The following is a 16044-nucleotide window of genomic DNA, read 5'->3' as shown; positions in this document are numbered from 1 at the left end:
TTTGAACAAATCTTGTTTAAGCCACTATCGATGGGCTTAATTTTATAGTTCTTTTTTGCTTTTAAAAAAGTAACCACTTATCTAAGAACGTCAAAATTCACTTTAACATGGAAAAATATAGTATTAAATATGATGCTGACAATACCACCTATGAGTTTTTAGTTGGCCAGTTTCCTTTTAGAGATGGGGAAACTTGTAAGTACAGCATATTTTATGAAGGTAAAATGGTTGCTTCATTTGAACCTGACCGCAATAATATATTGAACATTTGCAAGAATACAGGAGGATTTGATGAAGGATTACTTGGCCAGCTGGCGGATGAAATAGAGGACCGCCATCCAAATATAATTTCCTGTTCTGACGATTAAATGGAACCCCTTAAAACTTATATTCTAACCCTTAAGCTGGATGCTGAAAATCAGGCTTTTTTTGACGAACAACGTCAGCTTCATTTCCCTCCGGCAATTAATTATCTAAATGCACACCTCACTCTTTTTCATAAATTGCCAGATGAGGATTATGTCATTGAAAGCCTCTCAACATTAGTTCAACAACCTTTTCAACTCGAGGTTACCAAACCAATAAACATTGGCAATGGTGTTGCTTACGCCATAGAGAGCAAAATACTTAGTGAAATGCATCGGCATCTTTCCAATCTTTTCAAGAATGATTTAATTCTACAAGACCGGCAAGGTTACAGACCGCATATTACCATCCAGAACAAAGTAGATTCATCACTGGCCAGGGCGTTGCTGGTAAAAATAAAAGAAAATTTCACCCCGTTTAAGGTTACTGCCACAGGTTTAGACTTGTGGTATTATCTCGGCGGACCATGGGAACATGCTAAAAGCTTTTCTTTCGGTCAGCAGATTTAGATAAAAGTTAAGCCGAGTTGAATTAAAGAAGACGTGCAATAATCAAAGATGTTCTTTTGTAAACGGCTTTGAACGAACTGAAGCTCAGGACGTAGCCGGGTTTAAAGCAAAGGGAGAACTTCCACCCTCCCTTTTAAATAATTAACGATATTCTATCACGAATTCTGATTTCGGATTGCGGACTTTTTTCATTCCAGCCAACCAATCTCCTTCACTATCGCGATATCCAAGATATAATAGCGTAACGCTACGAAGTCCTTTTTCCTTCAAACCAAGTACTTCATCAACCAAGGCACTATCGAAACCTTCAGCAGGTGTACTATCCACCTCTAATTCTGCTGCCATTGCAATAGACATCGCAAAACCAATATAAGACTGGTGCGCTGTGTGTACAAAATTTTTCTCAGCAGCTTCGTTCAAATAAAGGCCCTTGATTTTATCAGTGTAACTGGAGAAGCGTCCTCTAGGCAATTCTCTCTCGTCTGTAGTACGATCATAAATGGCATCTATACGCTCCGCTGTATAATTATCCCATGCGGCAAAAACCAGTACATGAGAGCAGTCTACCATCACCTCCGGATTAAGCGCATTTTCGCTAAGTTTTTTTTTGAGTTCGGGGTTAGACACCACCAAAACCCTGAATTGTTGTAAGCCTGATGAAGTTGGCGCTAATCTCGCAGCCTCTACAATTTTATCTATGTTTTCCTCGCTTACTTTTTTCGACGGATCGTATTTTTTAGCGGCATATCTCCACTGCAATGATTCTAATAATCCCATTTTATTGTTTTTATTTAAACTACTTTTATTAATTAGTGATTGGTAACCGTAATGGTTACCTCAATATTTCCTCGGGTCGCGTTAGAATACGGACAAATCTGGTGTGCCTGATCTGCTAATGCCTGTGCTTCTTCGGCACTTACTTCCGGAATATTTACGGCTAATGCTACTGACAGACCGAAGCCTCCGTTATCAATCTGACCGATGCTTACATTTGCTTTAACACTGGTTTCACCGGTCGATACTTTTCCTTGTTTGATGATTAAATTAAGTGCACTATCGAAACATGCAGCGTAACCCCCTGCAAATAATTGTTCAGGATTTGTATAATTATCATCAGCACCGCCCAATGCTTTTGGCATGCGTACCTCAACATCAAGAATTCCGTTATCGCTTTTAATGTGACCGTTACGGCCACCTGTTGCAGTTGCTTCTGCAGTATATAAAACTTTCATTATGATTTTTATTTATTGGTAATTTGATATTTGTGAATTATTTAAGTTGAAGCACAGCCCTCCGATGGCTGAATGTTTCAAAGCTGAATTTACCGTGATACTTTCCAAAGCCCGAAGCGCCAACACCGCCAAAAGGAAGGAGATGCGTGCCCACATGAATTAAGGTACTGTTGATTTCTGCATCGCCGCTCGAGGTATGATCCAAAACATGATCTGCAAATTCCTGATCTTCAGAAAACACGTATAAGGCCAGTGGTTTTGGTCTGTTATTGATTTCTTTCAAAGCTTCATCAATATCGCTGTAAGTTAGGAAAGGCAGAACCGGACCAAAAATTTCCTGCTGCATCACAGCATCATCCTAGGTTACTTCGTCTAGCAATGTAGCCTCAAAATGGCGGGTTTCTAAATCATAGTTTCCACCGTAAACTAATTTTTCTGGCGCAGCAGCAATATATCCAGCCAGATTTTTAATCTGATTTTGTGATACCACTTTTCCTATTTTTCCCAGCGTTTGATCCTGATAAGTCTCTTTTAAATATTCCTTAAGCTTAACAATTAGCGCATCTTTTACTTCTTCGTGTACATAAACATAATCAGGAGCCACACAGGTTTGTCCGCAATTTGCCCACTTGCCACTAGAGATCCGTTTTGCTGCAAGGTCTAAATTTGCATCATGATGAACAATGCACGGTGACTTCCCGCCCAGCTCCAGTGTTAATGGAATGAGTTGTTTTGCTGCAGCAGCCATCACAATTTTGCCAACATTGGCACTTCCGGTAAAAAAGATATAATCAAATGGAAAAGTAAGAAGCAAAGTATTTTCTTCGATAGCCCCTTGCACTACCGCAACGTATTCCGGCTGGAAGGCTTCAGATATGATTTCAGCAATTACCTTTGCAACTTCAGGTGTATTTTCTGATGGCTTAAGGATTGCTGTATTCCCGGTGATCAGTGCACCAATTAGCGGAATAAACGTTAACTGAACCGGATAATTAAATGGGCCTATAATATAGGTTACGCCAAATGGCTGATGGGTAAGTTTACTTAAAACGGTTTCGCCACCAGGCCGGGGTTTAGATGGAACGCTGACTGGCCGAGCCCATTCTTCAATATTTTCAATGCAGTAATCCAGCTCATCTAAAACAAGCTGAACCTCTGCATATTCTGCTTCTTTTCTATTCTTGCCCAAATCTGCCATTAATGCCTCACAAATCGCATCGGTATGGGCAACGAACACTGATCTGAAATTCTTTAATTGTTCTATTCTGTAGGCAATGGGCTGCGTTTTCCTTGAGGCGAAGAATGCTTTTTGTTTTTTAAATATTTCGGAAATTCGTTGTTCATCTATTAAATTCATCTTATTCTGTTTTCTGAAGACTAAGGAATGTGGTCAATAAAAAACACTCCTCATCTTCTTATTATGGCAGGCTAATTAGCTAGCCTTATTTATCTTAATAGCGCTTTATTCACTATTTTCTTTAACTGTTGCAATTCATCTATAGAGAGCCCCAACGCAGCGACGAGTTGTTCAGGAATGAGTGCCGCCTGTTCCTGCATCTTCTCGCCAATCTCTGTAGTAGCAATCAAAACGACTCTTTCATCTGCTCTGCTGCGGGTTCTCGTTAAAACCCCCTTGTGTTCCATTCTTTTTAAAAGCGGGGTAAGCGTTCCGCTATCCAGATAAAGCTTTTCACCAAGCTGGTTAACCGTTTGCTGTTTCTCTTCCCAGAGAATCAACATCACCAGGTATTGAGGATAGGTTAAATTTAGTTTATCTAAAAATGGCTTATAAAGGTTTGTCACTTCCCTGGAGAAAGCATATACCGGAAAGCAAACTTGATTTTCTAACTTTAAAATGTTGTTCATAATTGATCACTACCATACAAATATAGGTTGTGCACAATATAATTGTGTATAATTTATGTAAAAGCTTTTTTTGAATGGACTTTTCTGGCAGGGTAGATTACTTCACACCACGGCAAGCCTTGCGCTTTAGTTAGAAGCGATGACTTTTGCGTTTAATGGTTGTTATTTAAATTTCTTTCAACACCTCGCCATCTTTTTTTATTTTCCCTAAACTTACGTTCAGATCCAGCAAACGCAATAACTCTTTCTTTATTTCTTCAGTTACCCTACTAAAACCGAACATCTTTACAATTAGGTGCGCTGCTACATCTGGCTGAATGGCAATTGATTCACTTACGATTTTAACAATTGCTAAAGTCATTTCTTCCGGAGCAATATATGCGAGTTTTTTGGATGCGCTACTCAAACCTGATCGATCACGAATAATCGCAAGTTCCATGGCCGGATGCCATAAAAAGTCATCTTTTTTAACAACCAAACCTTCTGTAACGGCAAAATTCACAGCCGCTTCTAGGGTGTAACGGATTCTAGATCCCATTTTAGCAATCCCTACTGCTTCAGCAATCCTTCTAGACATTTCTTCAAAATGCACCGGACTCTCCTCCTCTACTATTGAGGCAATCCAGTTCCCGAGCTTACCAAACGGAATTAGATGCAGTTCATCAACTGGCTGATCTATAATCAAATTTGCCGTTTTATACATAGGAATCCGTAAATCTACTTCTTCCGGTACTTCTCTGATTAGCGCATTGCGTTCTGAATGAATTTCTTCCTCTACCTGATCATCAAGTGAGGTTTGCGCTTTAACTGCCGTGATAAATTCGAGCAACCGCTGAAATTCCCTTTCCGGATCACGGTACCATTCTGTACTCCAAAGATGGAACATTTTCCAGCCGATTCCATGTAAAACCTGTTTACGCAAGCGATCACGATCCCGGGCTGATTTAGATTTTCCATAAGACTCCCCATCACAGTCGATTCCGATTAAATACCTTCCGGGATGATCCGGATCAACAACTGCGAGGTCGATATAAAAACCTTCGGATCCCACTTTGTTTCTTACCGTATATCCTGCTCCAGCTAACCGATCGGCAACCATTTTTTCAAACGGACGTTCAGTCAATACCGGCACATCCTGATCAACATCAAACTTGCCATGTTGAGCAAAATAAAGGAAACTCTTCAGGGCACGAATACCGAATTTGGTAGTGGCGGTGGTGGTAATATCATCCGCAGTAATATTGGCAAAAACCTCACACCTGTATTTTGCCCTGGTAATCAAAACGTTTAACCGTCTTTCTCCGCCTTCATTATTTAAGGGCCCAAAGCTCATCGGCACTTTGCCGTCTTCAATTCGGCCGTAGCCAATGCTGATGAAAATCACATCGCGCTCATCTCCCTGTACATTTTCCAGATTCTTCACAAAGAAAGGCTCATCACTATGGCTTCTGAAGAAGTTTTCAACTTCCGGATTTTTCCGTCGCTTTAACTCCAATGCAGTTTGAATAGCCTGCATTTGCGAAGTGCTAAAGGCAACCACACCAAGACTTTGTTTTGGATTGTGCAGCGCATGCTGAATAACAGCTTCCGCAACCGTCTCCGCTTCTTTTGGATTGCTTCTGGTTTTACCCCGGTCATATACCGCATCCGGCAGGTGATGAAAAGCTAAACCCATTTTATGTTTAGATCCCGGGCTCGGAAATACCACCAGCTTATTTTCGTAAAATTCGTGGTTAGACAAACTGATCAAAGATTCATGCCTGCTTCTATAGTGCCAGCGTAACATCCGTTGCGGTGCACCCTGACTGTCCGTCATGCCCAAAATACTCTGCATATCTGCGGTTACATTGTCTTCATCTTCCGTTTCTGTGTTCAACTTATCGAAGAAACTGGTTGGTGGCAACTGTTTGGTATCGCCCACAACAACTAATTGTTTCCCCCTCAATATTGCACCTAATGCTTCTACCGGGCGCACCTGACTGGCTTCATCGAAAATTACCAGATCAAATTCTATTTCTCCGGGCGGAAGGAAGCTGGCAATTGACATCGGACTCATCATAAACACCGGCTTGATGGCCTGAATGGCCAATCCTGCCTCCTGCATCAATCTTCTAATGGGTAAATGCCTGGCTTTTCGGTTAAACTCCGTTCTTAAAACGCTCATTTGTCCGCCGCCCTCCGGCTTAGGCAATGCTTCATAATGTTTCAATGCAACCCTGGCCCGGTTGTAAACGAGATTGAGCACGTCAAGTGTCTTAAACTTCTCAATACTATCTTCGTGACTCGCACGCTCAAAACCCCGTAAAGGTGGTCTTTCATTCATCACCTGCGTTATTAAATGCTCATACCAGGTTTTCTGTAAAGCCACCTTTAGGTATGAAGCTGCATGCTCCCATATAGTGGCAAATTTAGTTAAGTCGCCAAAACCCTCTGTTTCACTTGTCTCAACTAAATTATTCCATTGAATGGCATGGTGAATCTCTACAAAACGATCAGACCACAATTGCAATAATTCTTGCTGACCCTTAAAATTCAGGAGTAAAAGTTTTTTATTGTCAGTAATCAGGTGATCATCAAAATTAAGTCTTGTTAAAAGCGCATCAAAATCTGCCTGCTGATGGGCTGCAATAGCAGTTAATTTTTCAATCCAATCTGATGCGAGGCCCGGCTGATCGTTTCGGATTAAAACATTTATCAATGTTTCGGGATAAATCCTATTGGAGATGCCTTTTTGAACTTTGGAAACAAAAGATAAAATCTGATTTAGTTCTTGCCAGCGGGTCTTTAATTTTTGCCAGCGGCTTCCAAAAAGTCTTTGTGCAAGCGGCTCATATTCTGCCAGTTCAGCACTTAATCTGTTGGCTTCTAAAATATCATCAATGTATTTTAGTTTTCCATTTAGATCGCCAGGTAAAGCTACTTTAGTAAAAGAGGCCAACTCCTTTACACTTCTTTTATAATCACCAATAATAAACTTATACCATTTTTCTCCGTGTGAAATCAGGTTTTGACGAATTTGAAGCACATTCTGATTCCAGGCTTCCGGCAATAAAATCTCTTCGTAAGATTGCCTTAAATTGGCAAGCCTTTCTCCGGTTTCCAGCATATCACGAATATCTTCATAATTAGTACTCCAGGCCGAATCTGCAACCGCTATTTCTCTTAAATCAGGTCGGGAAGCAACAACTTTTGCTACTTCTACCAGGTTTTTAATTTCTGAGGAAGCACCAGGCTCTGGCATCAACAACCAGGCAGCAGCATCTTTTGCAACCTGATCTATATTTTTTGTCGCAATCAAAGCACTATTAATCAGTGACTGATAAGCTTCTTGTTCATGTGTCAATAAAACTTTAATCTTTGTTCCATAAAATATCAATTCAGCCGGAACGCCGATCTCCTTTAACCTGGCGGAAATTTCTTCAGCTCTTTTTTCTGCACGGCTCATTTGAATCATATCCCAGCCATCCAGATCGGTAATTGGTATGTTTACGATTTTGATATCTTTATAGGCATCGGCAATCTGCAGTAAATAACCAATTACTTTCTGACCCGATAATCCACTTTTACCAATTTCCCGGTTAATTGAATTACAGTAACCATTTAGCTTGCCGCGATAAGCATCCAACTCCACCAGCTCATTTTGAAGATGGGTAAGTGCGGGTTTACCGAGTTCTAAAACCCGTTTTAATTCTGCATGAAGTTCCTTTTTGTTGGATTTGTGACTATGCAGTTCTAAACAAGCTTCGCCCAGGTTAATAGAATCAAGACGACGCTTAACTACCTCTAAAGCAGCCATTTTTTCGGCTACGAAAAGCACTTTTTTCCCCTGGCCTACTGCATTTGCAATAAGATTAGTAATGGTTTGAGATTTTCCCGTTCCCGGAGGCCCCTGAATTACCAAATTCCGGCCTTCATGTACGGCCAGCATTGCCAGTACCTGAGAGCTATCTGCATCTACTACCTGAAAAAGCTCATGAGCATTTGTTTCCTTATCTAAGTTATGGTCATCGTTGGCAGTGGGTTGCGCATCTGTGAAACCGGCACCAAAGAGCGAATTTAAAATAGCATGTGTACCTGGCTTTTCATCTTCCGGCCATTTGTTACTGTCCAGATCGTGGTAGATCATAAATTTACCGAATGAGAAGAATCCTAGTTCAATAGCATCCTGATCTATATTCCATAATGCATGGTGTTTCACTCTCGTTGCTATATCATCCGTATAGGCTTTGAGGTCGAAATCCTCAATATCCCCCAGATCCGGAATGGTGATATTAAAATCTGCCATCATTTTTGCCTGCAGCGATAGATTGGCCCCGATTTCGCCGCCAGTGTACTTTAGCCTGAAACGTTCACTTGCACTTGATCTCTCCAAGGTGACCGGAACTAATAATAATGGTGCCTGGCGTGGCTCTGAAGTGTTCCCCTGCTCATACCAATTGAGCATTCCCAAAGATAAATACAAGATATTTACACCCTGCTCCTCTATGCTGGTACGGGCAAAATAATAAGTATTAAGAATTTTTGTTTGCAGTTTTTGTTCCGTCTCGCTCGTTTGCAGGCGGGTATCCTGATAGGCACTTTCGAGTTCCTCTTTGGTTATCTCGGGCCATTCTATCGCATCGTCGTCATCCTTTCCGGGCCGGCTTAGAAAAGTCATGGCCTTATTTTGGCGGACAATAATTTCAAAGATAGAAACGGCTTTTTCCTGAATGACATGGATGCCTCTTGCTTTTGGCATTTTATAATTCAGGAGCGTGTTACGCATACCTAAATCCAGTAATTCTTTTCTCGAAGCTTCTAATTTTGGAAGGATGGATTCCTGCATGTTTATTTCTTATGTGTAGATCATTCTAATATCTTCAAATATACTGGATATACCAATATATTTTTTGACGTGATAATTAATCAATGCGACCAAGCGGTTTAGGCTTAAAACGTTTCTGACAACAGCTTACCAAGCAAATTTATTCAAACACTCCAGGAATAATTTCCGGTTTTCCGTAACCTATCGTTGGACTTGATAGCGCTTTTTTTATGTCCTTCTAAAATATCATTATTGACAAATATCAATGCATTAATTAACGGAAGGGTAAAAACAGAAACAATCCTGTTCAACATACTGCGGGTTGATTGCCTTTAAAGGTTAAGATACAACACATCCTGTAGAATTTGAATAAATAAATATGCAATTAATTTCAAAATACATATAAATACGCCTAACTATTTTTGTTACACTTACTGTCTTTAAATTAGATTGAGGACACTATCTAATTACAGGCCTGCAGTGGATTTTGCAGGCCTGTGCTATTTACCTTTTAAACATTGTTTTTATATTTGAATATCACTATACTTGTACTAGGCAGTTCAGCCTGAAAGATTAACGATGACGATCTTTCCTCTTTCGGATGAAAGTAAACTAATGAGTATAAACTACAAATCCCTCCTGATCATACCTAGAGGGATTTTGTTTTTCAGACAGGGCTGATCAGCACGCTCGCGACTGGCATGACAAACCAATCAAATCTTCAGATGCAGGCTCTACAAAAACTATTGCTCTGTTTAAATGACAGCGGGTTAAAACCTGAAATATTTGCAGCTTGAAACTGAAAATATTTCACAAAAAATGAAAATTTTTCAGTCGGTTAGCACCAGTTTCACGTAGTAATAGCGGTTGGCATAGGAGTTGATTTAAGCTCACCGTGCTTGCAGAAATGCAGGCAAAATTAAATTAATTAATTTATAGTCCATTTATTAGTAAACCATTAAAAGGAGAAAAACTATGACATTGGTTAAATTCAATCCAGAAAAAAAGAACAATGTATTATTGCCAGGCTTTAATGACATTTTCGAATCGGTTCTTGAAGACACATTCTTTTCAGGCCGACGCACCAGCAACATTCCATCGGTTAACATTTCAGATTCGGCAGAGGCTTACCACATTGAATTGGCTGCGCCCGGACTTAAGAAAGAAGATTTCAAGGTAAGTGTTGAAAGAGATAAGCTAACCATTTCAACTGAGAAAAAAATGGAAAGCAGTGAGCATGAGAAATCTTACACGAGAAGAGAGTTTAGCTATTCTTCTTTTACAAGGGCGTTTACATTGCCAGACAGTGCAGATGTTGACAGAATTGAAGCGAGCTATCAGGAAGGAGTGCTCAAACTTAGTCTTCCGAAAAAGGAAGAAGCGAAAGCAATTTCAAGACAGATTGAAATTCAGTAATAAAAAATGCCGCTTTCGCGGCATTTTTTATTAAATCGGTCAATGAAATTCTATTTTAAAATCTTTAGCTAATTCTGCTAATTAAACGATTCAGGTTGTCTCTGAACCTGGCATTGGTTAAAAAATAATTAAAGCTGGTAACAGCTACCGCTGCACTCCCTATGCCTGCAATTACATCCAATAAATAATGATGGCTGTTATAGATGGCGGCAAACCAGATCCCAAAGGCTAAGGCTGCAAAAAAGATGTTGATTATTCCCAATCTATTTTTCAAACCGTAATACAGTACAATTAAAGGGTAGGATGAATGTAATGATGGCATCGCCGCGAATACATTTGAACCTTTACTATAAATACCTTGAAAAAGGTGAATACCAAAAAAATGATCGAAGCGGGCAAGACCGCCTGTATTTCCAACTGTTCCTGAAATAAACTCAAAACCATGTTCCTGTACATACCATGGTGGTGCCGCAGGGAAAAAGTAATAAATTACAAATCCTAAGAGATTAACCCACAAAAACGTGAGTGAGAAATAAACAAACTGTTTTTTATTTTTAAAGAATAGGTAGCCCGCGAATGCCAAAGGAACAGGTACCCACATCAGGTAAAAGAATCCGGTGATTACATCTAAAAAGTGATTGGTATTCAATTTCCAATATTCGTTAGGTGTAAGCAACTGCCCATTGAAGTTGATACCGAAAAGTGCTTTTTCAGTTCGGTACAAATCCTCAATGTGAACGGTATTATAAAGATAGTTCGGAAAGGCTTTCATGTAATCGAAAATAATCCAATAGATAATAAAAATTGAAAAGCCAATAATAAACTTCCTGGTTCCTGCGGAAATATAAAACAAGGTATTAAAAATAAATATCAGTATGAGCTGATCGGTTTTGAAGCCCACCAGCCAAACTGATAAAAGAAGGTATGCAAGGGAAATAAGTGCTGTTGTGTATACTGTTTTCAGCGCGAAGAAAGGATTTCCTTGAAGGGTGTTTTCTTGCATGTTATTTTTTTTCGAAATTGGATTGGAAAATTTTATCCCAAAAAGTCCAGCTTACGCCATAACCTTTAGTAGAATCTGAGTAATGGTGAAGCATGTGATGTTGTTTCAGGCGTTTCCAAAAAGGACTTTTAAAATTAGCATGGTGTAAGGCATAATGAACCATATCATAAAAAAGATAACCTAATATAAAACCAGAAAAGAATGGATAAACGCTGGTTTCAGGCAGTAACCAATCAAAAAGGAAATAAAAACCTAAGGCCATTGGAATACTTGCCGAAGGTGGCATTACCAAACGGTTCGCATCGTTCGGATAATCGTGATGGACCCCGTGAAAAATGAAGTGGATCTTTTTACCCCATTCGGCATCGGGTTCGAAATGAAATACATAACGGTGTAAAATATATTCTGTAATGGTCCAAATGGCCAAACCACTTAAAAACCATCCAACAAAGCTGGCTGGTGACATTCCTACTTCCCAAAAGGACTTGTAAAACAGGAAGCTAATGACCGGGACGTAAACGATTAATGGTACGTAATATTTAACCTTTGACAGGCTTTCCAGAAAATCGTTCTTAAACATCCTGATGGATGATGATGAATTCGAAACAAAATTCTTTTTCATTTTTTTTAAACTTTTATTCGCTCAATTAAAACTTTTGATGGGTTGCTTGCATCCAGGCCTTTAATTTCTACATATTTAACATTGGGCAACCAAAATGATCCTCCTTCTATTCTTAAAAAAATTCTCTCTATCTGCATTTTTTTGTTGTTGATGGTTGCAAAGACATGGTACTTTTTATCCGCCGCCGACTTGTTCAGATACATGGGAAGATTTTTATGAGCAGTGAAGCGAAGTTCGAATTCGCCTTTCCCCAAACTCTTGGTTAAAATTCCATACGCAAATTTACGTTGAATATAACTCAGGTCTTTTTTTTCGCCCTGATCCCCGTAACGCATCCAAAACACATTAACAGGCTCTTTAACATTCACCTCGCCATTTTTATCTACGTTTAACTGGCAAATAATGGTATTGGTGTTTGGATCGCGTTGCAAATAAAACAGTTGGTTACTGATGTCTTTAGGAACCGGAAAATGAAGTGGCGACGGATCCTGCGCTTGCGCTGAAAAGGCCCCTAAACTCAACAACCCAACTGTAAGACTAAAACCAACAATCAGCGCGGCTTTGTTATTCATTTTCTTCTCTGCCAGTTCTTGTGCTTCTAATCCTTTTTTAGCTTCCTGTAATCTTTTAACTGCAGTGATGTTGGTCAGCAAAGCCATGATGGTTATGGGAATTGTGAAAATAGACATTGTTTCGAAAACGTGGAACGAAATTCCCGGCACATAGATTTTATAATCGCCACCCAAAAACTGGCCTGCTATTCCGCATGCAATTGCAAAAACACCGATGGTAACCACACGCTCCGGACGCTGCATTAAACCACCTTTACATTCCACACCTAAACCCTCTGCCCTGGCCCTGGTATAACTCACCATCATCGAGCCGATTAATGCGATGAAGGCGAACAGCGAACTCAAAAAATAATGGTGGGAAACCAGGTAATAACAGATGCCGAGAAACATAATCATTTCGCTATAACGATCTAATACCGAATCATATAGCGCACCAAACCTTGAGCTCATATTGCCTAAACGGGCAACCTGACCATCCAGCATATCAAAAAGACCAGCGAAGAGTACCAATGCGCCGCCCCAGCCAATGTATGACATATCGCCACGGTTCGTTTTTTCTGCTCCAAGTACGAAAATCACGGCTACGCCAATGTTGAGTATTAAACCAATAGTAGTTACCGCATTTGGTGTTAATCCTATTTTAATCAAGCCTTTAACAAAAGGATTAATTACTTTATATATCCCCAGTTGTAAACTGTCTCTTAAATTTGCTTTCATAATCAATTCTAAAAATCGAATTTTACCCTTGCCCGTATTCCCCACTCCGATACCGATGGGTGGTTTAAATAGTTAAAACGCTTAACCAAATCTACACGAAGCAATTTAAAGATATTTCCGACACCAACACTACCTTCAATGTAAGGATCTTTGCCTAAAGCATAGGTTCGTTTCGAACCATCTTCATAATCTGGCAGGCTATATAGTCCCGGTGTTATTGCCGGATTATTTTCATCACGCAACCCGCCATATAAAGCTTTAAAGGTAACAACTTCCCTAAGCTTTAATTTCTTTAACAAAGGAATTTTATTGAAGAAAAAGCCGTTAAAGTTATGGTCAATATTGATGCTCACATAGTGATCACTCACAAATTCCAAAAAGTTCATCAGGTTATAAGAACTTAGCTGATATGCATAGGTTTGATTCGCCCTGTGGATATCCAATAATGGAAATGGCACCTTCCCGGCAACATATCCACCTTCCAAAGTCACATCACTATAGCCCAATTGAGAAAGGTAGAATCTTTTATCAATGCTTCCCATAATGTTATGGTAGTTATATTCTCCACCTAACACACCTTTCAAGCCAGCGGTATACCTTAGGTTAAATACCGGATAACGGTCTATAATTGGCGAACGGTAGATTTTACCCTGATAAAACTTTTCATTTGGTGCATAACGCAGTTGAAGGGAAACTTCACTGGTGGTTAGCCTGTTCACAAATTGTCCGGCATCATTCTGATAGGATAAACCACCAGCAGGCGTTTGACTCCATTTTTTCAGACCTAATGTATAAGAAAAGTGATTTTCATATTCCTTAACGTAATCAACTTTATAAAAATCGTTATAAAGCAACATGTCGTTTACACCACGTTTGAATGAAAGTAAAAAGTTATCTTCCTGTACAAACTGGAGCTCCTGACCAGGAATTTTGGTATCTCTCTGAAAACTGGCCCTGATGTAATTTTGCGGAAATTCGTAGATCGATTTATTATTAATGGAGTAGGTTCCCGAAAGGAAAAACTTCCATTTTTCATCTTTAAAACCGTAAGCAGCATAGTTTTCAAAATAGAACCGTTTACTTAATTCGGGAGTTGTACGTCCGCCTAAACGAAGGCGAAACCCTTCTACATTGTTAAAGCTATAGAAAGTATTTACAGGTCCGATTTCATAAGGGCCATAATTTTGATAACCAGCGAAAAGCAACGTGACAATTTTCATCGTCCTTTTAAATGAAGGAAGATTTTGCAAAGTATCTATGTTGCCATAAATTTTCAACTGATTGGCAGAAATGGTATCCAATCTGTTTTGCTTCCAATATAAATCATTCCGCTTAGTGGCATCTGCCAGCACCACTTTACTTTTTCCCTCAAAAATGGTATCGGGCAGTTTAGTATCGAACTGATATTTTTTAAAAGTTAGTGTTCGCTCGCCTGTAAACCCAATGCCTTTGGTTTTGCCGATTCCAAAATCTGCCAATAGTTTGCTTTTAGAAAGGCTGTATTTTCCGGCAGCATTTGGCTCGAAATTCAGATCAATTTTCATTGCCCTTACAAAGTTCAGGTTGATTGATTTATTTACGCCGAATGAAGCGCCGGTTACGGCGTATTGACCATCATTGGTTACATAGAGTTTTCCTTCAAACAACATATCACCCGTATTTCTCGGGGTAAATGAAAGTTCGATTACCTCAGGTTTTTGGTTTTTAAGGGTATCGGTGATAAAAAACTTATAAAAAGCCGGTGCTCCATCTGCAATGGGACTCAGAAAATCATTGCTGATAACTGAAATATTATTCTGGTAGATATCGATATCCTGATACATCCTGTCGAAATAAGCTTTCATCCCTTTATTATCGATATAACGGGCATCAAACTCTACCTGTTTCTGTGCAACCACTACTGATTTAGATTTCAGTGGGTCTTTGCTTAAATAGTTATCCGATAAACTTTCCTGAATGTAAACAGGTAACAAATTTTTTCCGCCGATGAGCGTAGAATCCTGTTCCTGAAACAAAAACTGATAGTTCCGGAACATCTTCTTGCCTTTAAATTTCTCAGACACATTGCTTACAGAAAACAGCATTTTTTCGTATTGCTGGTAAGCTACTGTTTGATAGCTTTTAATTCTATTATCATCCTTATGGGCAATTACCTGCCTGATTAACTCTACCGCAGGATTGTCTTTGTTGCGGTACCTGATTTTCTTCCCTCCTACCACAACAACTTCATCCAGCGAATTGGCACTTGGTGCCAGTGATACATCAAGGGTTTGCGTAACTGAAGGCAAAACATTTTTGGTAACTACCTGGTAGCCTACATAATTAAAGGTCAATGCCGTTTGCGGACCCGAAGCACTAATGGTGTATTTTCCATTGATATCGGTTTGCGTGCCGATTTTGGTATCCTTAAAAAATACAGATACATATGGCAAGGTTTCTTTGGTACTGGCATCGCGAACGGTGCCTGAAACCACTGTTGATTGTGCGAAGACATTTCCAATAAACAGCAATATGAATATTGGAATCAGGAGAGTGGAACGGTGACGGGATGGTAGTTTCATTTAACGAGAAAAAATAAACTGTTTTTGCATAATATAATTGTAGCTTATACCTACCGAAATTGATATCAGCACTTTTGAGAGCATGTAATTGAGGTGATAAAAATGTGTTAGCAGGTACACGCCTGCAGTCACGAGCGCTAAATTTCCGAACCATACTAAAATGTATTTCAGAATTTGCCATTTCAATGCTTTGGTATCTGCATTGAAAACCCAGTGTCTATTGATGGAAAAATTAATTATTCCTCCAGCGATTGTTCCTATAATACTTGCCGCCAGGTACCATAAGCCAAATAAATTTACGGCAACAAGGGTTACCAAAAAATCTGCCCCCGAGGCTGTTAATGATGATGCCTGGGCTTTAAGGTACTGAAGCATG

General features: G+C 39.6%; 12 protein-coding genes and 1 pseudogene. 3 read left to right on the top strand and 10 right to left on the bottom strand.

Annotated elements, in window-relative coordinates; genetic code table 11:
* Window positions 1-107: 107 nt before the first annotated feature.
* Window positions 108-368 carry a hypothetical protein gene (locus GJU39_RS10400; RefSeq protein ID WP_154280732.1) on the top strand — a complete coding sequence of 87 codons (261 nt, stop codon included), beginning with the start codon at window positions 108-110 and terminating at the stop codon, window positions 366-368.
* On the top strand, window positions 369-875 hold the full coding sequence (locus GJU39_RS10395; RefSeq protein ID WP_154280731.1) for a 2'-5' RNA ligase family protein: 507 nt from the start codon (window positions 369-371) through the stop codon (window positions 873-875).
* Between the two features lie 141 nt (window positions 876-1016).
* On the opposite strand, the gene GJU39_RS10390 is transcribed toward GJU39_RS10395, so the two are convergent.
* From GJU39_RS10390 to GJU39_RS10365, 5 genes and pseudogenes are all read right to left on the bottom strand, one after another.
* Window positions 1017-1652: an NAD(P)H-dependent oxidoreductase gene (locus tag GJU39_RS10390; protein ID WP_154280730.1), complete on the bottom strand. Its 636-nt coding sequence runs from the start codon at window positions 1650-1652 to the stop codon at window positions 1017-1019.
* Window positions 1653-1684: 32 nt separating this feature from the next.
* Window positions 1685-2107, bottom strand: coding sequence for an organic hydroperoxide resistance protein (locus GJU39_RS10385; RefSeq protein WP_154280729.1), 423 nt, complete (start codon window positions 2105-2107; stop codon window positions 1685-1687).
* 37 nt (window positions 2108-2144) lie between these two features.
* A pseudogene (locus tag GJU39_RS10375) lies at window positions 2145-3464 on the bottom strand (aldehyde dehydrogenase family protein).
* Window positions 3465-3553: 89 nt separating this feature from the next.
* On the bottom strand, window positions 3554-3973 hold the full coding sequence (locus GJU39_RS10370; RefSeq protein ID WP_154280726.1) for a MarR family winged helix-turn-helix transcriptional regulator: 420 nt from the start codon (window positions 3971-3973) through the stop codon (window positions 3554-3556).
* Between the two features lie 166 nt (window positions 3974-4139).
* The gene (locus tag GJU39_RS10365) at window positions 4140-8798 is read right to left on the bottom strand and encodes a DUF3320 domain-containing protein (protein ID WP_154280725.1); all 4659 of its coding nucleotides are present in this window, start codon (window positions 8796-8798) and stop codon (window positions 4140-4142) included.
* A 954-nt stretch (window positions 8799-9752) separates the two neighbouring features.
* On the opposite strand from GJU39_RS10365, the gene GJU39_RS10360 reads away from it, so the two are divergent.
* Window positions 9753-10193, top strand: a complete 441-nt coding sequence (locus tag GJU39_RS10360) for an Hsp20/alpha crystallin family protein (protein ID WP_154280724.1) — start codon at window positions 9753-9755, stop codon at window positions 10191-10193.
* A 64-nt stretch (window positions 10194-10257) separates the two neighbouring features.
* Here the strand turns inward: GJU39_RS10360 and GJU39_RS10355 are convergent, their stop codons facing one another.
* The 5 genes from GJU39_RS10355 to GJU39_RS10335 are packed head-to-tail and all read right to left on the bottom strand — an operon-like array spanning window position 10258 to window position 16043.
* Window positions 10258-11196, bottom strand: a complete 939-nt coding sequence (locus GJU39_RS10355) for a phosphatase PAP2 family protein (RefSeq protein ID WP_154280723.1) — start codon at window positions 11194-11196, stop codon at window positions 10258-10260.
* A 1-nt stretch (window position 11197) separates the two neighbouring features.
* Window positions 11198-11818 (bottom strand): sterol desaturase family protein, encoded by a 621-nt coding sequence (locus tag GJU39_RS10350; protein ID WP_154280722.1) that lies wholly within the window; start codon window positions 11816-11818, stop codon window positions 11198-11200.
* A gap of 5 nt (window positions 11819-11823) precedes the next feature.
* Window positions 11824-13107 (bottom strand): DUF4833 domain-containing protein, encoded by a 1284-nt coding sequence (locus GJU39_RS10345; RefSeq protein WP_154280721.1) that lies wholly within the window; start codon window positions 13105-13107, stop codon window positions 11824-11826.
* An 8-nt stretch (window positions 13108-13115) separates the two neighbouring features.
* A complete protein-coding gene (locus GJU39_RS10340; RefSeq protein ID WP_154280720.1) occupies window positions 13116-15668 on the bottom strand; it encodes a DUF5686 and carboxypeptidase-like regulatory domain-containing protein in 2553 nt (850 codons plus the stop codon).
* Entirely contained in the window at window positions 15669-16043 is a 375-nt protein-coding gene (locus tag GJU39_RS10335; protein ID WP_154280719.1) for a GtrA family protein, read from the bottom strand. It lies immediately after the preceding gene.
* Between the last annotated feature and the right edge of the window lies 1 nt (window position 16044).

Origin of the sequence: Pedobacter petrophilus (genome assembly GCF_009674725.1) — a bacterium.
Taxonomy (GTDB): Bacteria; Bacteroidota; Bacteroidia; order Sphingobacteriales; family Sphingobacteriaceae; genus Pedobacter; species Pedobacter petrophilus.
Note: the sequence above shows the minus strand (reverse complement) of the source record. Positions and strands in the feature narration are given on the sequence as shown.

Coding starts and splice junctions, on each gene's coding strand:
- GJU39_RS10360 (WP_154280724.1), top strand. CDS start 9,753: ATGACATTGGTTAAATTCAATCCAGAAAAAAAGAACAATGTATTATTG.
- GJU39_RS10400 (WP_154280732.1), top strand. CDS start 108: ATGGAAAAATATAGTATTAAATATGATGCTGACAATACCACCTATGAG.
- GJU39_RS10370 (WP_154280726.1), bottom strand. CDS start 3,973: ATGAACAACATTTTAAAGTTAGAAAATCAAGTTTGCTTTCCGGTATAT.
- GJU39_RS10395 (WP_154280731.1), top strand. CDS start 369: ATGGAACCCCTTAAAACTTATATTCTAACCCTTAAGCTGGATGCTGAA.
- GJU39_RS10385 (WP_154280729.1), bottom strand. CDS start 2,107: ATGAAAGTTTTATATACTGCAGAAGCAACTGCAACAGGTGGCCGTAAC.
- GJU39_RS10355 (WP_154280723.1), bottom strand. CDS start 11,196: ATGCAAGAAAACACCCTTCAAGGAAATCCTTTCTTCGCGCTGAAAACA.
- GJU39_RS10365 (WP_154280725.1), bottom strand. CDS start 8,798: ATGCAGGAATCCATCCTTCCAAAATTAGAAGCTTCGAGAAAAGAATTA.
- GJU39_RS10335 (WP_154280719.1), bottom strand. CDS start 16,043: ATGCTTCAGTACCTTAAAGCCCAGGCATCATCATTAACAGCCTCGGGG.
- GJU39_RS10345 (WP_154280721.1), bottom strand. CDS start 13,107: ATGAAAGCAAATTTAAGAGACAGTTTACAACTGGGGATATATAAAGTA.
- GJU39_RS10390 (WP_154280730.1), bottom strand. CDS start 1,652: ATGGGATTATTAGAATCATTGCAGTGGAGATATGCCGCTAAAAAATAC.
- GJU39_RS10350 (WP_154280722.1), bottom strand. CDS start 11,818: ATGAAAAAGAATTTTGTTTCGAATTCATCATCATCCATCAGGATGTTT.
- GJU39_RS10340 (WP_154280720.1), bottom strand. CDS start 15,668: ATGAAACTACCATCCCGTCACCGTTCCACTCTCCTGATTCCAATATTC.